Below are 18248 nucleotides of genomic sequence, written 5' to 3'. Positions count from 1 at the left end.
GATCCGCCGCCGGTGACACCGGACCCCCGGGCAGCTTCCAAGTCTTGCAGGGTGGTGGTGACGATGACGGTGACGGGCAACCCGTTGTGCTGACCCAGTTCACCGGAACCCAACGCGGTGCGGGCGAGGGCGATGAGCGCGTCGTGGGTGCGTTGCCCGTGATTGCGGGTGTCGGCGTCGATCTGTTCCTGCGACGGCGTCCCCGAGGTGCGGGGTTCGCAGTCCTCGGGGTTGCACATGCCGGGGGCGGACAGTTTGGCCAGGCCCGGTTCCAGGGTGGCCCGCGCTTCGGGGTCGATGAGTCCGGTGATGCGGCTCATCCCGTCGGCCTGCTGCGGCCCGATCGTCACGCCCCGTTTCCGGGCCCGGTCCCGGTCGTCGGGTGCGGGTCCGTCCTGGTCGATCGCGGCGGCCAACTTCTCCGCGGCCTTGCGCACCTCCTCCGGCCCCGTCGAGGACCCGACGACCACCAACGTCTTCTCCGCGAGCTCCCGCACCTCGGGGTCCACCCGAGCCGGGAGCTTGTCCAGAAACGACCGGATCTCCGTGACGTGCTCCGGCCCGATCGACCCGTTGCTCTGGGCGGTCGCGGTGGGTGGCCAACAGCGGCTCCAGCGGTTCACCGTTCAACGCGGTCCTCGGGCCCAGCTCCGTGGCGTCGGCCAGGCGGCGCTTGGCTTCCTTGCCCGAGATCCGCAACCGCTGCACCAACACACTTTTCAGCGACTTGGCACCCAACTCCACCGCGGAGGCTTCCCGTTGCAGCCGGCCGATCACCTGATGCCCCACCGCCGGCAGCTGCCAGGCCGTCTTTTCCAGTTCCCCCAACAATTCGAGCAGTTCGAGGTGGGTGAACTCCTCGAAGGAGCGCTCCAAGAGTTCGGCCGCGGCGGCCTGGTAGGCCGCAACTGCTGCGGTGACCCGATCCGAACTCATACCCGAACACTAGTGCGACCCACCGACCGGAAACCCGGATCTGTGACAGCTGAAACCGAAGTGACACAGGAGGATTCGAGGACCCATCAATTCGCTCAGAGGCGGGCACTCGCACCCTCCGACCGAGAGCTTCGAGCGTTGCCAGTCAGGATCTGGCCGCGCACTGCACAATTACTACGTCCACGCCTTGAAGGGAGACACCGGTGAGCAAGCACTACGGCTCCATCGCGTTCACCGATGCCGTCGTCGGCGTGCAGCGCGAGTACGGCAGCGACGGCTTCTACGGCCGCAAACGCGTGCAGGGCAATGCCGCTCCCGGGATCGACGCGCTCACCGACGACGAACGCGAGTATCTCGCCGAACGGGACAGTTTCTACCTCGCCACCGTGAGCGAGACGGGGTGGCCGTACGTCCAGTACCGGGGCGGCCCAACGGGTTTCCTGCGCGTCGTCGACGACCACACCATCGGCTGGGCCGACTTCCGCGGCAATCTGCAGTACATCAGCACTGGAAACGTCGGCGGCGACGACAGGGTCGCAATCATCGCCCTGGACTACGCACATCAGCGGCGGTTGAAGATATTCGGCCACGCCCGCGTCGTCACGGTCGCCGAGGACCCGGCCTTGGTCAAGAGCTTCGCGAATCCCGACTATTCCGCCGAAGTGGAGCGCGCCGTCCTCGTCACCGTCGAGGCCTTCGACTGGAACTGCCAGCAGCACATCACGCCGCGGTTCAGCGCCGCCGAACTCGAACCCCTCCTCGCCCCGTTGCGCCGCCAGCTGGCAGATCTGCAGGCCGAGAATGCGCGACTGCGCGAGGGACTCGGAAGCGGCGATCCGTCCGCCCGTTAGTGTGCTTTGGTCGGCCCACAGCGAACTGACCGATAGAAAAGATGAGCACATCCATGACCGCAGCAGCAGAAACGTCGGAGCTCGAATCCCGAGTCGGCCACCACTACCAGGCCGACGGCACCTACCTGGTCGGACGCGAGAAGGTTCGCGAGTTCGCCCGCGCGGTGCAGAACTACCACCCCGCGCACTGGGACGTCGCCGCCGCCGCGGAACTGGGCTTTCCCGACGTGGTGGCCCCGCTGACGTTCACGTCGACCCCCGCCATGGCCTGCAACCAGCGCATGTTCGAGTCGGTGGTCATCGGCTACGACATGTACTTGCAGACCGAAGAGGTATTCGAGCAGCACCGGCCGATCGTGGCAGGCGACGAGCTGACGGTTGACGTCGAGCTGACGTCGGTCCGCCGGATCGCCGGTCGAGACCTGATCACGGTCACCAATACCTTCACCGATGCCGCTGGCGAGCGCGTCCACACCCTGCACACCACCGTCGTCGGCGTGACCGGCGAGGACGTCGACCCGGCGATCAGGCCGGCCATTCAGGGCGTGATGATGCACGACGTCAACCTCCTCGGCGTCGACGAGTCGGGTGCGAGCTACGAGAAGACGGTGCGCCCCGACGGCGAGGCGCGGATCTCCGACGGAGGTGCCAGCCGCACCCCGTCGGCGACGTCCTTCGACGACGTGAAGGTCGGTGACGAGCTCCCGGTGCACCACGCCCGGCTGTCCCGCGGCGACCTGGTCAACTATGCCGGCGTGTCCGGCGACGCCAATCCACTGCACTGGGACGAGGACATCGCCAAGCTCGCCGGGCAGCCCGACGTGATCGCCCACGGCATGCTGACCATGGGCCTGGGTGCCGGCTTCGGCTCCGCGTGGTTGGGCGACCCCGGCGCGGTCACCCGCTATGCGATCAGGCTGTCGCAGCCCGCCATCGTGTCGGCCTCCGGTGGCGCCGACATCGAGTTCGGCGGTCGAATCAAGTCCCTGGATCCGGCGACCCGCACCGGTGTCGCCATCGTCACCGCGAAGTCCGCAGGCCGGAAGATCTTTGGCTTGGCCACGCTGGACGTCCGCTTCCGCTGACGCGTCAGGGGCCGTTTGCTGCGGGACCCGAGCCCATCACGACGGTGATCGTGGCGGTGCCGTCGACGATCCGCCGCGCGTAGGGATTGGTGGCCAACACGCGGTCCTTCAGCTCGGCGGACGAAGGCAGCGACGCCTGCTGGAACTGCCGGAAGCCCACATCGGTCAGCATCCGGATGGCGTCGGCGTAGGTCAGCGACGATACGTCGGGAACCTCAAGCTGCGCGCCGGCAGGTTGATTACGGTCTGGACCCGTCGAGGCGGTGATCGTGATCTCGTCCCCGGCTGCCACGGCGGTCCCCGCCACGGGGACGGTGTCGACGACGCGGTCGGCGGGCACCGTCGGATGCACCCTCTTCTCGACCCGAGTGTTCAGACCGCGGTCGTGCAGGACGGCGATCGCCTCGGAGATCGTTCGACCCCGAACGTCCAGGAGCGCCTCGTCGGCCGAGCCGCTTCTGACGATACTGAGCGCGACGATTCCTGCGACGAGGAGGACCGTCGCCGCGCCGATCGCCATCAGTCGTCGCGACACCGGACGGCGATTGCCTTCCGGCGCGGGCCCGTCCGGTTCGACCGTGCCGCGCGTCTCGGCCACGGTCAGCGGCGACGTCGCCTCGACCGCCGTCCGCGCGGCTGCGTAGGGAACGTCTCCGTTCTGTAGGCGGAGCAGGTCGACGCGCATGTCCGCGGCGGACTGATAGCGGTCGTCGGGATCCTTCGCCATCGCCTTCGCCACGATCGCGTCGAAGGCGGGGGTGAGTTCGCCGTTGCGGCGCGAGGGCACGCCCGGATCCTGGTGGACGTGCTGGTAGACGATCGCCACGGGTGAATCGCCGGTGAAAGGTGGTTCGCCAGTTGATATTTCGTAGAGCACACAGCCCACCGAGTAGACGTCGGAGCGGGCGTCGACGGCGCCGCCGCGGGCTTGTTCGGGAGACAGGTAGTGCGCGGTACCCATGACTGCGCCGGTCCTGGTGCTGCCACCATCGCCGTCGGCGAGTGCCCGGGCGATGCCGAAGTCGACCACCTTCACGGCGCCTGCCTTGGTCAGCATGACGTTGGCAGGCTTGACGTCTCGATGGATCATTCCGTTGCGGTGGCTAAACTCCAGCGCCTCGCATACGTCCGCGATCACCGAGACGGCGCGCCGCGGGGTCATCGCACCGCGCTCGCGCACGACGTCACGCAGCGTCGGACCGTCGACGTACTCCATCACGATGTAGAGCGGCGCCTCCGTGGACGTCTCCGCCTCACCGGTGTCGTACACGGCCGCGATGCCACGGTGGTTCAGGCCTGCCGTCTTCTGCGCCTCCCGACGGAATCGTGCACTGACGCTGGGGTCCTTGGCCAGGTCGGCGTGCAACACCTTGACCGCGACGTCGCGATGCAGTCGCAGATCGCGCGCCAAGTGCACTTCGGACATGCCCCCGATACCCACCAGTTCGCGCAGTTCGTAGCGGCCGGCGAAGCGGCGCGGCGTGCTCATGGCCTCGTCGTGATCGGGGTCTGCTGCGGTGGTGGCACCCGACGATCCTGACATGCGCCGTCCCGCGCCTCTCGCCATTGGCGTACCCGTTTGCCGTCAACGGGATGAATCCCGACGCGGGACGGCGTTCGACGGGGCAGACGGGTCATCTCGACTCGTTCTCCCCCTTGGGCGTTCAGAAGGAGTAGGAACATGAGCTTGGTCGACGAGTTGGTCCCCTCGCGCTACGCAGTGCAGGTCGGCGACGTCGAAGTGATGGTGATCAGCGACGGAGTGTTGCCGATAACCGCCTCCACGATGGCCACCAATGCCGCGCCCGCCGACCTGTCGGCGTGGCTGAAGGACATGTATCTGCCTCCGGAGATCACCGACTGGCCGCTCAACGTGGCCGTCGTGCGCAGCGGAGACAAGGTGATCCTCGTCGACTCCGGCCTCGGGTCGGAGTTTCCCGGCTTCCCACGCGCCGGGCAGTTGGCAATGCGACTGGACGCCGCAGGCGTCGATCCGGCCTCGGTCACCGACGTGGTGCTCACCCACCTGCACATGGATCACATCGGCGGGTTGCTCGTCGACGGGCTGCGGGGACGCCTACGCACCGATCTGCGGGTTCACCTGGCGGCCGCCGAGGCGGACTTCTGGGAGGCGCCGGACTTCTCCCGCACCGTCATGCCCGCGCCGATTCCCGACGTGCTGCGCTCGACTGCGACGAAATTCCTCGACCTGTACCGCGGCCAGCTTCGACCGTTCGAGACGGAGTACGAGGTGGCCCCCGGCGTATTGGTGCGCCGCACCGGCGGGCACACCCCCGGCCACAGCATCGTCCGCGTCGAATCCCGCGGCGAGGCATTGACCTTCGCCGGCGACGCGGTGTTCCAGCCGGGATTCGAAAACCCGGACTGGCAGAACGGTTTCGAACACGATCCGGAGGAATCCACCCGGGTTCGGGTCCGACTGCTGAAGGAATTGGCGGCGACCGGCGAGCAGTTGGTCGCCACTCACCTACCGTTCCCGTCGCTGTGTCACGTGGCCGAGGCGGGCAACGCCTTCCGCTTCGTGCCGACCAACTGGGATTACTGACCTCGAGGTTGGCGGCGTGAACGCTCCACCGGGTGGCCGTGCGCTGCATCGTGGGTCGTTCCCGCCGGCACCTCGACTACCGATCCGACTCCGCGGGAACCTTCAACGTCGTGATGCGCAGCCGCACCTCGTCGAGCAACTCGGGGACGGACACGAAGTCGTCCGGGTCGATTGGCTCCCCGAAGATCACGTAGACGGTGTGGCCGAAGACCGGAAACTTCTTGTCAACGGGCAGTAATTCGTTGGCGTTCACCAGGCGAACCGGGATGATCGGCACGCCCGTGCGCTTCGACAGGACCGCAACGCCGGGACGGTACGGCGCGGATTCTCCTGGCAGTACGCACTTCTGCTCGGGGAAGATGCCCACCAGGGCACCGTCGAGCAACGCCTGCGTTGCGCTCTCCATCGCCTGCTTCCCCGACTCGGAATCCCCTCGGACGACGGGAATCTGGCCAAGCACCTCGACGAGCCAGCGGGTCAGCGGCGACTTCCACAGTTCGGCCATGGCCATGGCGATCGCCTCTCGACGCAGCGCAGCCAGAATGAAGAGCACGTCGACCATCGACGTGTGGTTGGCAGCCAGCAACACCGCACCCTTGGCGGGCACCACGTCGGCGTTCACGATCGTGGTCTTGACGATTCGCGTGAATCCCAGCGTCCACAACACCAGTCGAATCGACCAGGTCACCAGCCACGCACGTTTGCCGAGACCGCGCGACCGGCGCCGCCCCAACAGTCGGGCCATTCGCCTCCCCAGACCCGCCGAACCCCAGCGCCCGGCGTCACTGGACAGTTAACCTCATGGCGTGAGCTGCAACTGCGATGACGGCACCGCAGGACGGGGTTCGTTGTCGCGGCGGTCCCTGCTGGCGGCGTCGATGTCGGCCGCCGTCGGCGCGGCCGTGGTGAGCACGTCGGCACCCGCGACGGCCAGCCCTCCCGATGGACCCGCAGCCCTGCCGGAGAACGCTCTTGTCACCCTTGGCGTCCAGGCCGGTCCACCGCCCGTCGCCAACCGCACCGGAATCTCGACGACACTCAAAGTTGGCGCCGATCTCTACCAAATCGATTGCGGTTTGGGCTCGTTGAACGCATTCACCAATGCCGGGTTTACGTTCGACGGTCTCAGGAGCATGTTCATCACCCACCTGCACACCGACCACATGGTCGACTACTGGAGCTTCTTTCTCTCCGGCGGCTACACGGCGTCGAAGGGCAAGGCGCCGGTCACCGTGTACGGACCCGGTTCGGCGGGCGGGTTACCGCCGAGCCGGGTGGGTGCCGCGAATCCACCCACGATCGACGCGGCCGACCCCACACCAGGATTGGCCGCCACGACCCACGCGCTGCAACAGGCATTCGCGTACACGAACAACATCTTCATGCGCGACATGGGAACCGACGACATCGAGCGCTTGGTCGACGTCGTCGAAATCCCGGTTCCGCCGGGGTCGAACTTTCGGGACAGGTCGCCGACGACGCCGCCGTTTCCGGTGATGTCTGACGACAACGTGGTCGTCACGGCCACCCTGGTCTCCCACTACGACGTGTATCCCGCGTTCGGCTTCCGCTTCGACCTGAAGAAGTCCGGTGTCTCGGTCACCTTCTCCGGGGATACGACCAAGTCGGACAACCTGATTGCCCTTGCGAGGGACACCGACGTCTTGGTGCACGAGGCGCAGTTCAGTCTCGACGACGCGTACTACGGCAACAGGTTTCCACCGGGCTACCTGGCGAGCTCGCACACCTCGGCCGAGCAGGTCGGTGAGGTCGCCGCGGCCGCGAACGCCAAGCGGGTCATCCTCAGCCACTATTCGCCGACGGATCTGCCTGATTCCGAATGGCGCAACGCCGTCGCGCGGCACTACTCGGGGGACGTCACGGTCGCCCGAGACGGTCAGGTCTTCGCCATCTAGCCGGCTCCGAGTTCGACCGGTAGCCGATCCCCAAAGAGGCGAATCGCGTTGCCGGACGCCACCTTCTGACGGGTTGATTCGTCCATCGGGTAGTCCGCCATGAACGTGGCACCCACCTGGTTGTCGTCCATGGGGTAGTCCACCGAGAACATCACCCGGTCGGCGCCAAGCACCTCGAGCGTGCACGCAAACGCGGGTGCACAGAAGTTGCCGCTCGTCGTGACGTGGAAGTTGCTGCGGAGATACTCCGACGGCAGTCGCTGCAAACCCCGGCTCGAACCACCCCCTCCGCCCAACCCGTAGTAGCGGTCGATCCGGTACGCCGCGAACGGCAGCATCTCGCCGAGGTGGCCGATGATCATCTGCAGGCCGGGGAATTTGTCGAACAGCCCGGAGTAGACGAGCCGCAGCACGTGCGTGCCCGTTTCGGCGGCGAAGCCCCACGACGCGAGATGCATGCCGTCGGAGACGTACGGTGCGAACCACGCGTCCATCACGGCGGGGTGCGGCGTCGTCGGGTGCAGGTAGATCGGTGCGCCCAGCGACTCGGCGCATGCGAACAACGGCTCGTATGCGGGGTCGTCGAGGTAGCGCCCCTGACAGTGCCCGTTGACCAGGCCGCCAACCATCCCCAATTCGGTTACCGCACGCTCGAATTCACGCGCCGCGGCATCGGGGTCCTGTGTTGCCAACGTGGCGAAGCCGCCAAATCGGTTGGGGTGAGCGCGTACCGACTCGGCGAGGTCGTCGTTCGCGGACCTGGCGAGGTCGGCGGCACGCGTGGCGTCGGGCTCGTCCTGAACACCCGGATCGAAGAGCGACAGAATCTGGAAGTCGATCCCGGCGGCGTCCATCTGCTCCAGGCGAAGCGGCCCCCGGTCGTACAACCGCGCGTAGGCGGTCGGGTCGTTGGAGCCCAGCCAGGTGGCGACGACGTTGTCCGAACTCGCCGGATCCCATGCGTAGTGCTCTTCGAGCGCAATCAGCGACACGGCACCTCCAGCTGGACTCGGCTACCTGGAGGTGACTGTAGACCCGGGTCGCCCGGACACCGCCCCGTGTTCCACCAGGTGCCTACCCCGGTGTTCGACAACCCGTGTGCACTAACGGGAGTCGCAGTAGTGGCTAGCGGGACGCAGCCAACGCTCGCAGGGGCCCGCTCACCCACGCGTCGACCTGAGCCTGTCCGACGAGCCGGACGACGATGGGTCCGCGCACCTGCCGGGCTACGGCGAGTGCTTCGCGCTCTCGCTGGCGGTGCGTGCGCCAAGACCACCGGATGACGTGGCCGCGGTCGGTGAAGATGGTGCGCAGAGCTGGCTCGTAGTTGCCATTCCACAGTTCGACGTGATGGATCCGCCGCCGCACGGTCCGGCGCACCACCCGTTGGGTAACCGTCCATCTGTTGTGGTTCAGCCAGACCAGCGTGTCCGCGCGGCTCAAGAGCAGGGGCCGAACCTGTGCGTATTGCCATTCGACGACCCAGCTTGGGCCAGTGGTGAATTGGTCGACCTCCGCGGCGAAGGTGGGGCGCGACGACCAGTTGGGGCCGTGGTGCAGCGAGTCGATCTCCACCGTGGGCAGGTGGAGCGTCTCACTGATCGTTTGTCGCAGTGTGCTCTTGCCCGCGCCGGACGGCCCGGTGATCAGGATGCGCCGCGTCGTGAGTGGAAGAGGATCCCCTGGGCCGCGCAGCACGGTCGACAATCTATCGGGGTGCCCGACCCCGTCACTACCCGCGGGCGTGAGGTGGTGCCGAGCACCGGCGCCGTTCTCGTCGCGTCCCTACCTGGAGGGGTTCAGCGGCCCGGGTTTGTTCGCCCCGTCGACGGGTAGGACCACTCTCGTGAGCAGACCGTTGGCGGTGGTGACTGTCGCCTCCACGCCCGCTCGGCTGTCGCTGACCCACGAGGAGTCCGAATGACCGACCACCCGCCAGGAGTCGAGAGTCACCTCACCGTCAGGCGCGACACCACGGCCAGTCGGCAGCGGGTGTGGGACGTGATGGCGGACGGCTGGACCTATTCGCAGTGGGTGGTGGGCAACAGCCGGATGCGCGCCGTGTCGCCCGAGTGGCCGGCCGTGGGTAGCACCATCCACCACTCGGTCGGCGTGTGGCCGCTTCTCCTGGACGACCAGACGGTGGTCGAGGAGTGCGTGCCGCAGGAGCGGCTGGTGCTGCTGGCGAAGGGACGCCCGCTCGGAAAGGCGCGGATTGCGCTGTGCCTCTTCGACGTCGAGGGCGGCGGGTGCCGCATCGAGATGGCGGAGGTTCCCGTCGGCGCGCCCATGGGCTGGGTGCCCGACCGGCTGGCACTGGCAGCGGCGATCCCACGCAACCGCGAATGCACGTGGAGGCTGGCGGCGCTCGCCGAACGCAGAGTCGCCGACGGCGGGGATTGGGGCCCGAGGGAATAGTGCGCGTCAATTCACGTGTTCGGTCAGACCATGAGGCACTTCACCGAGGATGAACGACGTCGGTTCCTAGAGGACAAGCGGGTCGGCGTGTTGTCGGTCGCCGCCGACAACGGCCGCCCGCCGGCCAGCGTCCCGATCTGGTACGACTACACCCCCGACGGCCACATCCGGATCAACACGGGGACGAACTCACGCAAGACGCGTCTGATCGAGCAGGCCGGTGCGGTGACGCTGGTCGTGCAGCGCGAAGAACCGCCCTACCAGTACGTAGTCGTCGAGGGCACGGTCGTGGGCAGCGACCCGGCGCCGCTCGAGGTCCAGCAGGCCATCGCCATCCGCTACCTCGGCGAGGAGGGCGGGCGAGCGTTCGTCGAGGGCATGGGTGACACCCCGAGCACTCTGTTCACCGTGCGTCCCGACCGCTGGATCACGGCGGACTTCGCCGGCGACGTGTAGCTCAGCCGTTGGTGGAAAATCGGGCACCCGCGGCCCTGATCTGCCGTGCCGCGAGGGAGCAATACTCGTAGCCGTCGGACTCGCCGTACAGACCACCGATGCGGTCGGCCGTGACGAGCTGAGGCCACCTGCGCGAGTTCTCGTCGACGGTGACCTGGCTCCCGAATGACGTCTGCTCCGCCGTATTGGTACGTATAGTCAGTCCAGATCTATACGACTCGATACGGAGAGCTGTGCTGCCAAGTCCATACTCCCCCGGCGCCGTGCCCGTCTATCTCGCGGGCCGCGGTGCCGAACTCGAGACCATCCGCACCCGCCTGGCACGCACCAGAATGCTGGGCCGCTCCGGTGGGCCGCTGCTGGCGTTCTACGGATCCCGCGGCCTCGGCAAGACCTCGCTGCTTCGAGCGGCCCAACGGGAAGCCGCCGCGGCCGGTTACCTCACCGTATGGGTCACGGGCCGGGACGACGTGGCGCTCGCTCCGGACCTGGCGGCGTCGTTGACCGAGGAGATCAGCCGCCGGTCGACGAGCCAGAAGGCCAAGGGGATTCTGCAGAACCTCAGCAAGGTCCAGGTCGAGGTGGGCGTTCCCGGCGCCAAGGTGGGCCTCGAGGCCGACCGCACCCGCGTGTCCGCTGCCGTCGAACGCAATCTCGCCGACGCAGGTCGATTCGCGCGCCAGCACGACCACCACGGACTCGCGGTGTTCGTCGACGAGTTCCAGGAGGCCCAACTGGCCGACCGGCGGTCCCTCCTGATTGCGCTACAGCACTTCGACGGTGCACCTGAGGGCTACCCGGTGGCCATCATCGCCGCGGGCCTGCCCTCCCTTCTGGGAGCGGTACCCGAGGCCGCCACCTTCGGGGAGCGCACCGACTTCGTCGAGATCGGCCTGCTCGGCGAGGTCGCGGTGGCCGAGGCGTTGCGGCTGCCCGCCCAGGAACTCGGGGTGACGTGGTCCGACGACGCGATCCTCGCCGCCATCGAAGCCGCCGCGGGCTATCCCCACCGCGTGCAGCTGATCGGCGACGCCGCCTGGGAGGCGGGCCGTCCGCAACGGGGCGACGTCATCGGACGGGCTCAGGTCCAGCTGGGTGCCGAGCGCGCCGAACAACGGATGGGAGCGGTGTTCCGCAGCCGGATGGCAAAGATCAACCCCGAGCAGCGTCGCGTCGTCACGGCCATGGCCGAGCTCGGCGACCACCCGGTGTCGCGCGCGGCCCTCGCCGCACGACTTGGCATCACGTCCGAGGCACTGAGCCGACCGCGCCAAGAGCTCATCGACCGCGGCCTGATCGAGTCGGCGGGTCGCGGCCTCCTCCGTTTCACCATTCCGGGCTTCGCGGGCTTCCTGCGCGCCAACGCCGACCCGGAGTGATTGCCAACCACCCCCCAGAGCGGCGCTCGACATTGTAATATATCAACTGATGATCACATCGACTGTCGCTTTTCGCCGTCCGACGGAGTCGGATGGTCGCAGGACGCATTACCGGCAACTCAGAAGGGCCGTCTCATGACGATCAGCGTGTTCGAACTGTTCTCGATCGGCATCGGACCGTCGAGTTCGCACACGGTGGGGCCGATGCGAGCCGCCGCCAGATTCGTCGCCGACCTGGAGACACTGGGCGCGCTCGTCGACACGGTCGACGTCCGAGTCGACCTCTTTGGCTCGTTGGCGGCCACCGGGGCGGGACACGGCACGATGACCGCCATTCTGCTTGGCCTGCAAGGCCTCGTTCCCGAAGAGCTCGAGACCGAGGAGATGGAGCGACGCATCGACGCGATGCGCGCCACCGGTCGCATCACCCTCGGCGGTTCGCACGCGATAGCCCTCACCGAGGGCGACTTCATCCTGCGACCGTTGACGATGCTGCCCTTCCATCCGAACGCCCTGACGATCACCGCGCGCGACGGCTCCGACGCCGAACTGCATCGCGAGACATACTTCTCCGTCGGCGGCGGCTTCGTCGTCACCGAGGCCGAGAGCCGCGAGACCACGACGGGCCAGGTCGACCGTCACCCGTCGAGCTTCGGATCCGCCAAGCAACTTCTCGAACTGTGCCACGAGAAGAACTGCAAGATAAGCGATCTCATGCTCGAGCTCGAGACCGCCACCCGGGAGGCCGCGGAGGTCCGGGCCCGTCTTCTCCACATCCGCGACGTCATGGTGGAATGCGAGCTGCGGGGTGTCGGCCGTGGCGGCTACCTGCCGGGCGCACTGCAGGTGCGCCGCCGAGCGAAGGACTGGTTCGAGCGACTCAAGGACGAGGATCCCGACCGCAGCACCGAATTCGCCGAAGACTGGGTGAATTTGGTGGCGCTCGCCGTGAACGAAGAGAACGCCTCGGGCGGACGCATCGTCACCGCTCCCACCAACGGCGCCGCCGGAATCGTGCCCGCGGTGCTGCACTACGCCATGCACTACACCCCCGCAGGCAAGCGGGACCGCGACGAAACCACGGTTCGCTTCCTGCTCGCCGCCGGCGCAATCGGTTCGCTGTACAAGGAACGCGCGTCGATCTCGGGTGCCGAAGTCGGATGTCAGGGAGAAGTGGGTTCGGCAGCGTCCATGGCGGCGGCCGGACTTGCTGAAATTCTAGGCGGCACAACGGAACAGGTCGAAAATGCCGCCGAGATCGCCATGGAGCACAGCCTCGGGCTGACGTGCGATCCGATCGAGGGGCTCGTCCAGATCCCGTGCATCGAGCGCAACGCCATCTCGGCGGGCAAGGCGATCAACGCCGCCCGGATGGCACTCCGCGGTGACGGAACCCACCGCGTCAGCCTCGATCAGGTCATCGAGACGATGCGCACCACGGGCGCGGACATGCATTCGAAGTACAAGGAGACCTCCACCGGCGGCCTCGCAGTCAACGTGCCGGTCAACTACGTCGAGTGCTGAGACCGCCGGTTACGGCCTAAACGCGTAGCGCGCGAGCGCGTTTCAGGAGACCCCGGTCCGGCTCCCCGAGCGGGAGACCGGGGGTGTCGTCGAGGTCGATGACGGCGTCGAGCCGGCGCATCACGCGTTGCGCGCTGATGCCGAAGCAAGCGAAGGTCTGTTCGTCGGTCGGCTGCGAGCAGGGCCCACACTCGACCACGAATTCGAGAATCCTACGGTCATACCAATCGAGACGCATCCGTCGCTCCTCACGAGCCGAGCTTGGCGCGCAGCCAGTCGTGGAACTCGCCGAGGTGATGCTCACTGGGCACCAAGACCCCACCGTCTCGGTAGGTCCGCGAGCTCATCGCGGGCTGGCAGCGCTCGCAGGCGTCGAAGTCCTGCTGGTTGACGCGATGGAACAGTTCGACCGAGTGCCCGACTTCGCGCCCCGACTCGACGACGTGCGGCATGTACAGCCAGTCGCATTCGACGATGGTTCGGTCGGCGGCCATGGGGAACATCCGGTGCACGATGACGTGGTCGGGTACCAGGTTGACGAACACCTGGGGCCGGACGGTGATGGCGTAGTAGCGGCGGTCTTGGCCCTCGGTGACACCGGGGATGTGGTCGAGGCCCTCGGAGCCGTCGATCGTGAAACCCTGGACCTCCTCACCGAATTCGGCGCCATGGCCGACGTAGTACTGCGCGGCGTACCCGTCGGCGAACTCGGGCAGCACCTCCGTCAGCTCCGGGTGAATCGTGGCGCAGTGGTAGCACTCCATGAAGTTCTCGATGATGAGCTTCCAGTTGGCCTTGACGTCGTAGGTGATCCGGCGTCCCAGGCTCAAGTCGGCGACGCCGTAGTGGTCGATCGACTCGACGTCACCCAGCCGGTCGACGATCTCCTGCATCACGGTGGCCTCGAACGACGGCGGCTCGTCGTCGAGGCAGACCCAGACGTAGCCGAGCCATTCGCGAACCGCGATCTTGCGCAGGCCGTATTCGGTGCGGTCGACGTCCGGCATCTTGGTCAGGTTCGGGGCCGCGATCAACTTGCCTTCGAAGTCGTAAGTCCAAGCGTGGTAAGGACATTGGAACGCCCGCTTGACCTCGCCACTGTCCTCGGTGCAGAGCTGTGCGCCCCGGTGCCTGCAGACGTTGAAGAACGCGCGCACCTCGCCCTTGCGCGACCGCGTGATCAGCACGCTCTCACGCCCAACCTGCACGGTCCGGAACGCACCGGGCTTGTCCAGGTCGGCGGCGCGGACGGCGCAGAACCACATGGCCTCGAAGACCTTCTCCTGCTCGAGGGCGAACACACCGTCGTCGGTGTAGTAGTGCCCAGGCAGGGTGGCGATGAGGCTCTCGGGCAGGGTGGGGGTAGCGATGGTCACTACGGAACTCCTGGTGGATCGTGGGCTGAGAGGCTGATGGAGGGCTGGGGTCAGACGCCTGCGGGCGCGGCGGCCAATTGGCGACGCCAGCGGCCGAACAGCCGAGGTTGGTCGACCGCGAGGACCGCGACCAGTAGACCGTCACGTCGGTAGGTGGCCAGGAAGCAGCGGTCGTCGCAGCTGCCCGCTTCGATGGTGATCTCGTCACCGCTGCGGGTGGCTCCCGCGAACTGAATGCGAGCCCCGTACTGGTCCGACCAGAAGTACGGCGCCTTGGCCGGGGTGCCCTGGTGCAGTCCGCCTGCGAGCAGCGTCGCGACGGCGATGGCGGGCCGTTCGAGTGCGCCGGTCCAGTGCTCCACCCGGTGGGGCGCGCCGTGAAGGTGGTCGTGCCACGCCGCGCAGTCACCGACGGCGACGACGTTGGGAATGGTCGTCTCGCCGCCGGCGCCGCAAAGCACGCCGTTGCCGAGTTGCAGGCCGCTGTCTCGAAGCCATTCGATGTTGGGGATTCCGCCGATTCCCACGACGACCACGTCGGCGGGGAGGTGCCGACCGTCGGCGAGGTTGACGCCGGTGACCCGGTCCGGGCCGGACGACCCACGCAGCGGCCGATTCTCACCGGTGAGGCCCGCGACGACGGTGCCGCAGATCAACGTCGTCCCGTTGGCCATGTGCGCCGAGGACACCACGGTGCCGAGCCGCTCGCCCAGCTGTACCGCCAATGGCGTCGGCGCGGCCTCGACCACGGTGACGTCGAGCCCGAGCTTGCGTGCGGTCGACGCCACCTCGGCGCCGATGAATCCGGCTCCGATGACGACCATCCTGGCACCGGGTCGCAGATCCTCGCGCAGCGCGACTGCGTCGTCGACGGTCCTGATCACGTGGACGCCTGCCAGTTCGTCACTGCCTGGCCACCGCCTCGCCCTCGAACCGGTGGCCAGGACGACACCGTCGGCGTCGATTCGTGTCCCGTCGGCGAGTTCGATTGCGCCGCAATTAGCGTCGAGTCGAGACGCTGGTGCGCCGAGCAGCCAGGTGGCGTCGAGGTCGTCGTCGTCGTCGCACTCCAGGGCGAGGTCGGCTTCGGTCACGTCGCCGACGAGGAACCCCTTCGACAGGGGTGGGCGGTCATACGGCCGCCGCGACTCGTCGCCGACGATCGTGAGCCGCCCGTCGAAACCCTGGGCGCGGAGAGCGCGTGCGGCCGACAGTCCGGCCAACGAGGCTCCGACGATCGCAACGTGCTTCACCGGTTCGCCCCGTCACCAAGGCGGGCCCGAATGTCGGGCGGCAGGTTCGGCTTGTCGGTGCTGAGCTCGACGCGGATGAGGCCGTTCTCGATCGCCACGACGTGCGCCCGGACCGGCAGCTTCGCGGGGGGCGCGTCCACCGCGCCGGTCCGCAGGTTGAACCGCGAGGCGTGCAGCGGACATTCGACCTCGCACCCCTCGACCCAACCGTCGGCCAGTGAGGCGTCTTGGTGTGAGCAGGTGTCGTCGATGGCGAACACCTCGCCGTCTTCGGTGTGGAACACGGCAATCGGAGGGACGGTGTCGACTCGCAGAGCCTCCCCGGGGGGCAGGTCTGCGAGTGGGCAAATGTCGATCATGTGCGGACCCTTCCGGTTCGACCGCTGGTGCGCATTACGCAACGTAATTCGCATTACGCAACAGTCTGGGGGCATGTCACACCCCTGTCAAGAGGCGGAAGTCGGTGTAGAGCAGTGCGCCGTCGGGCGGGATTCCCGAGGCGCGCCACAGGGCGGCCCCGGTGCGGGGCCGCCCTGTGACGGACTACTCCTGCGAGACCGTCGGCAGCCTCCGCAGCTCCTTTGCCAACGGGTCCTTCCTGAGGTCGAGATACAGCGAGACGCACATGCCGATCATCACGAAGACGAATGGCGCGGCGACGATGATCGTCATCGTTTGCAGGCCGTTGAGCGCATCACTACCACCCGCCCACAGCATCAGGATCGCCACGGCCCCGGTTGCCAGGCCCCAGGTGGCGACCGCCCATCTCGAGGGGTTCAACGAGCCCCGCTGCGACAGCGTCCCCATGACCATCGAGGCGGCGTCCGCGCCGGAGACGAAGAAGATCGCCACCAACGCCATCACCAGCAGTGACGACACACCGACGAGCGGCAGACGGTCGAGCATTCCGAACAGCGTCGACTCCGGTTCGCCACTGCCGTACAGGTCGATCCCGTCACGCTGCTGGCCTATCCCCGCCCCACCGAATACCGCGAACCACACCATGCTCACCGTGGTGGGGATCAGGATGACGCCGACCACGAACTGCCTGATGGTGCGTCCCCGGCTGATGCGGGCGAGGAACATGCCGACGAACGGCGTCCACGAGATCCACCACGCCCAGTAGAAGATCGTCCACGACGACAGCCACTTGTCGGTGTCCGCACCGTCGGCGCCCGACCTGGCGGACATGCTTGGCAGGTTGGCCAGGTAGTCGCCGAGCGAGGTCGGGATCAGGTTGAGGATCAGGACCGTCGGGCCTGCGACGAAGACGAAGATCGCCAGAATCAGGGCCAACACCATGTTGATGTTGGACAGCCACTGGATGCCTTTGGACACGCCGGAAATAGCCGATGCGACGAATGCCAGCGTCAGCAGCGCGACGATGGAGACGAGAAGCAAGGTTCCCGCCTTGCCCACCCAGCCGACGGTCTCGATGCCGGAGCCGATCTGCAGTGCGCCGAGGCCAAGCGAGGCGGCCGTGCCGAACATCGTCGCGAAGATCGCGAGGATGTCGATGATCTTGCCGATGGGCCCCTCGACGCGCTTGCGACCGAACAGCGGGGTGAACGCGGAACTGATGAGCTGCTTGCGCCCCATCCGATAGGTGCCGTAGGCGACCGACAAGCCGACGACGGCGTACATCGACCACGGATGGAATCCCCAGTGGAACAGCGCAGTGGCCAACGCGGTGCCCGCCGCTGAATCCGCAAGCCCCGGTGGGGGTTTGACGAAGTGCGTCAGCGGCTCGGTGACGCCCCAGAAGATCAGGCCGATACCCATGCCTGCGCTGAACATCATCGCGACCCAGCTGACGGTGCTGAACTCGGGTTTCTCCCCGTCCCCACACAGCGGGATCCTGCCGTAGCGACTCAGGGCGAGCCAGACCGCGAACAGCACGAAGCCGGTGGCGGACAGAATGAAGAGCCACCCGAGGTTGCCGACCACCCAGTTGAGGATGGAAGTCATCGTCGACGAGAACCCGGGCGGGTCGAGCAAGCCCCACGCGAGGATGGCGACGACGGACAGGGCCGCCACGCCGAATACGACGGGATCGGTGACGGGGCGACCAGGAGGTTGCGGTCCGTCCATTCCGGACGCCGGCGAACAATAGTCGAGCGCATCCGGCTCGAGCGGCATGGATTCGGTATCCGGTGGATTGTCTTGCTGTGCTGTCACGGGAAACTCCTGAGGGCGCTGGGCCGGCTCGTCTCGGATCGGACTGATGCGACCTGGACCATGTCCCCTTTCGATGGAGATCCACGTCACACTCTTCTGTTGATATGCGTCTGCCCTGTCGAATTTCTCCAGGTTCAGTTCACATACCGCCGCGGTGCGTACCGGGCTGTTCCGAGCGGCATCAAAGCCGGCCATTGCGGACCCGGGTGACTCGACCCGCCGCGGATGGATGGCACTTTCCACCAGCGGCGTTCGTGATATATTAGACCGCGACTGGCTGATACGCGACTGCTAGACAAAGAAACTTTTG

At 67.0% G+C, this 18248-nt stretch carries 18 protein-coding genes and 1 pseudogene; 8 read left to right on the top strand and 11 right to left on the bottom strand.

Features of this window, described 5'->3' with window-relative positions:
• Both B1790_RS22810 and B1790_RS35680 read right to left on the bottom strand, forming a co-directional pair.
• Nucleotides 1–623 (bottom strand): DUF222 domain-containing protein (locus B1790_RS22810; protein WP_255407299.1); only part of this gene is annotated, 623 nt, incomplete at its 3' end.
• A 70-nt stretch (nt 624–693) separates the two neighbouring features.
• Nucleotides 694–936, bottom strand: a pseudogene (locus B1790_RS35680) (hypothetical protein); the annotation flags it as partial.
• Nucleotides 937–1139: 203 nt separating this feature from the next.
• On the opposite strand from B1790_RS35680, the gene B1790_RS22805 reads away from it, so the two are divergent.
• Together B1790_RS22805 and B1790_RS22800 are read left to right on the top strand one after the other, a co-directional pair.
• Nucleotides 1140–1787, top strand: a complete 648-nt coding sequence (locus tag B1790_RS22805) for a pyridoxamine 5'-phosphate oxidase family protein (protein ID WP_079925559.1) — start codon at nt 1140–1142, stop codon at nt 1785–1787.
• 53 nt (nt 1788–1840) lie between these two features.
• Nucleotides 1841–2872, top strand: coding sequence for a fused (3R)-hydroxyacyl-ACP dehydratase subunits HadA/HadB (locus B1790_RS22800; RefSeq protein ID WP_079925558.1), 1032 nt, complete (start codon nt 1841–1843; stop codon nt 2870–2872).
• 4 nt (nt 2873–2876) lie between these two features.
• Here the strand turns inward: B1790_RS22800 and pknB are convergent, their stop codons facing one another.
• Entirely contained in the window at nt 2877–4415 is a 1539-nt protein-coding gene (gene pknB / locus B1790_RS22795) for a Stk1 family PASTA domain-containing Ser/Thr kinase (protein ID WP_158083865.1), read from the bottom strand.
• A gap of 138 nt (nt 4416–4553) precedes the next feature.
• On the opposite strand from pknB, the gene B1790_RS22790 reads away from it, so the two are divergent.
• Nucleotides 4554–5438 (top strand): MBL fold metallo-hydrolase, encoded by an 885-nt coding sequence (locus B1790_RS22790; protein ID WP_079925556.1) that lies wholly within the window; start codon nt 4554–4556, stop codon nt 5436–5438.
• Nucleotides 5439–5514: 76 nt separating this feature from the next.
• Here the strand turns inward: B1790_RS22790 and B1790_RS22785 are convergent, their stop codons facing one another.
• Entirely contained in the window at nt 5515–6183 is a 669-nt protein-coding gene (locus tag B1790_RS22785; RefSeq protein WP_079925555.1) for a 1-acyl-sn-glycerol-3-phosphate acyltransferase, read from the bottom strand.
• A gap of 133 nt (nt 6184–6316) precedes the next feature.
• On the opposite strand from B1790_RS22785, the gene B1790_RS22780 reads away from it, so the two are divergent.
• A complete protein-coding gene (locus B1790_RS22780) occupies nt 6317–7354 on the top strand; it encodes an MBL fold metallo-hydrolase (protein WP_079925554.1) in 1038 nt (345 codons plus the stop codon).
• Here the strand turns inward: B1790_RS22780 and B1790_RS22775 are convergent.
• Together B1790_RS22775 and B1790_RS22770 are read right to left on the bottom strand one after the other, a co-directional pair.
• The gene (locus tag B1790_RS22775) at nt 7351–8346 is read right to left on the bottom strand and encodes an amidohydrolase family protein (RefSeq protein ID WP_079925553.1); all 996 of its coding nucleotides are present in this window, start codon (nt 8344–8346) and stop codon (nt 7351–7353) included. The genes B1790_RS22780 and B1790_RS22775 overlap by 4 nt on opposite strands.
• A 133-nt stretch (nt 8347–8479) precedes the next feature.
• On the bottom strand, nt 8480–9052 hold the full coding sequence (locus B1790_RS22770) for a hypothetical protein (protein ID WP_079925552.1): 573 nt from the start codon (nt 9050–9052) through the stop codon (nt 8480–8482).
• Nucleotides 9053–9274: 222 nt separating this feature from the next.
• On the opposite strand from B1790_RS22770, the gene B1790_RS22765 reads away from it, so the two are divergent.
• From B1790_RS22765 to B1790_RS22750, 4 genes are all read left to right on the top strand, one after another.
• Nucleotides 9275–9772 carry an SRPBCC family protein gene (locus tag B1790_RS22765; RefSeq protein WP_079925551.1) on the top strand — a complete coding sequence of 166 codons (498 nt, stop codon included), beginning with the start codon at nt 9275–9277 and terminating at the stop codon, nt 9770–9772.
• Between the two features lie 30 nt (nt 9773–9802).
• Nucleotides 9803–10228: a pyridoxamine 5'-phosphate oxidase family protein gene (locus B1790_RS22760; RefSeq protein WP_079925622.1), complete on the top strand. Its 426-nt coding sequence runs from the start codon at nt 9803–9805 to the stop codon at nt 10226–10228.
• 233 nt (nt 10229–10461) lie between these two features.
• Nucleotides 10462–11607, top strand: coding sequence for an AAA family ATPase (locus B1790_RS22755; protein ID WP_079925550.1), 1146 nt, complete (start codon nt 10462–10464; stop codon nt 11605–11607).
• A gap of 135 nt (nt 11608–11742) precedes the next feature.
• Complete coding sequence (locus B1790_RS22750) at nt 11743–13131, top strand: L-serine ammonia-lyase (protein WP_079925549.1); 1389 nt, start codon at nt 11743–11745, stop codon at nt 13129–13131.
• Between the two features lie 16 nt (nt 13132–13147).
• Here B1790_RS22750 and B1790_RS22745 read toward each other — a convergent pair whose 3' ends face one another.
• The 5 genes from B1790_RS22745 to B1790_RS22725 all read right to left on the bottom strand — a co-directional run bounded on the left by B1790_RS22745 (nt 13148) and on the right by B1790_RS22725 (nt 17851).
• Nucleotides 13148–13369: a hypothetical protein gene (locus B1790_RS22745; RefSeq protein WP_079925548.1), complete on the bottom strand. Its 222-nt coding sequence runs from the start codon at nt 13367–13369 to the stop codon at nt 13148–13150.
• A 10-nt stretch (nt 13370–13379) separates the two neighbouring features.
• Complete coding sequence (locus tag B1790_RS22740) at nt 13380–14501, bottom strand: aromatic ring-hydroxylating dioxygenase subunit alpha (RefSeq protein ID WP_079925621.1); 1122 nt, start codon at nt 14499–14501, stop codon at nt 13380–13382.
• Between the two features lie 56 nt (nt 14502–14557).
• Nucleotides 14558–15760 (bottom strand): NAD(P)/FAD-dependent oxidoreductase, encoded by a 1203-nt coding sequence (locus tag B1790_RS22735; RefSeq protein WP_198952093.1) that lies wholly within the window; start codon nt 15758–15760, stop codon nt 14558–14560.
• Nucleotides 15757–16119 carry a bifunctional 3-phenylpropionate/cinnamic acid dioxygenase ferredoxin subunit gene (locus tag B1790_RS22730; RefSeq protein WP_079925547.1) on the bottom strand — a complete coding sequence of 121 codons (363 nt, stop codon included), beginning with the start codon at nt 16117–16119 and terminating at the stop codon, nt 15757–15759. The genes B1790_RS22735 and B1790_RS22730 overlap by 4 nt, the downstream gene beginning before the upstream one ends.
• A gap of 184 nt (nt 16120–16303) precedes the next feature.
• Nucleotides 16304–17851 (bottom strand): BCCT family transporter, encoded by a 1548-nt coding sequence (locus tag B1790_RS22725; protein ID WP_079925546.1) that lies wholly within the window; start codon nt 17849–17851, stop codon nt 16304–16306.
• Nucleotides 17852–18248: the final 397 nt, after the last annotated feature.

The sequence above is a fragment of the Mycobacterium sp. AT1 genome (assembly GCF_002043095.1).
Taxonomy (GTDB): domain Bacteria; phylum Actinomycetota; class Actinomycetes; order Mycobacteriales; family Mycobacteriaceae; genus Mycobacterium.
The sequence above is the reverse complement of the archived record's forward strand: the minus strand, read 5'-3'. Positions and strand labels throughout refer to the sequence as shown.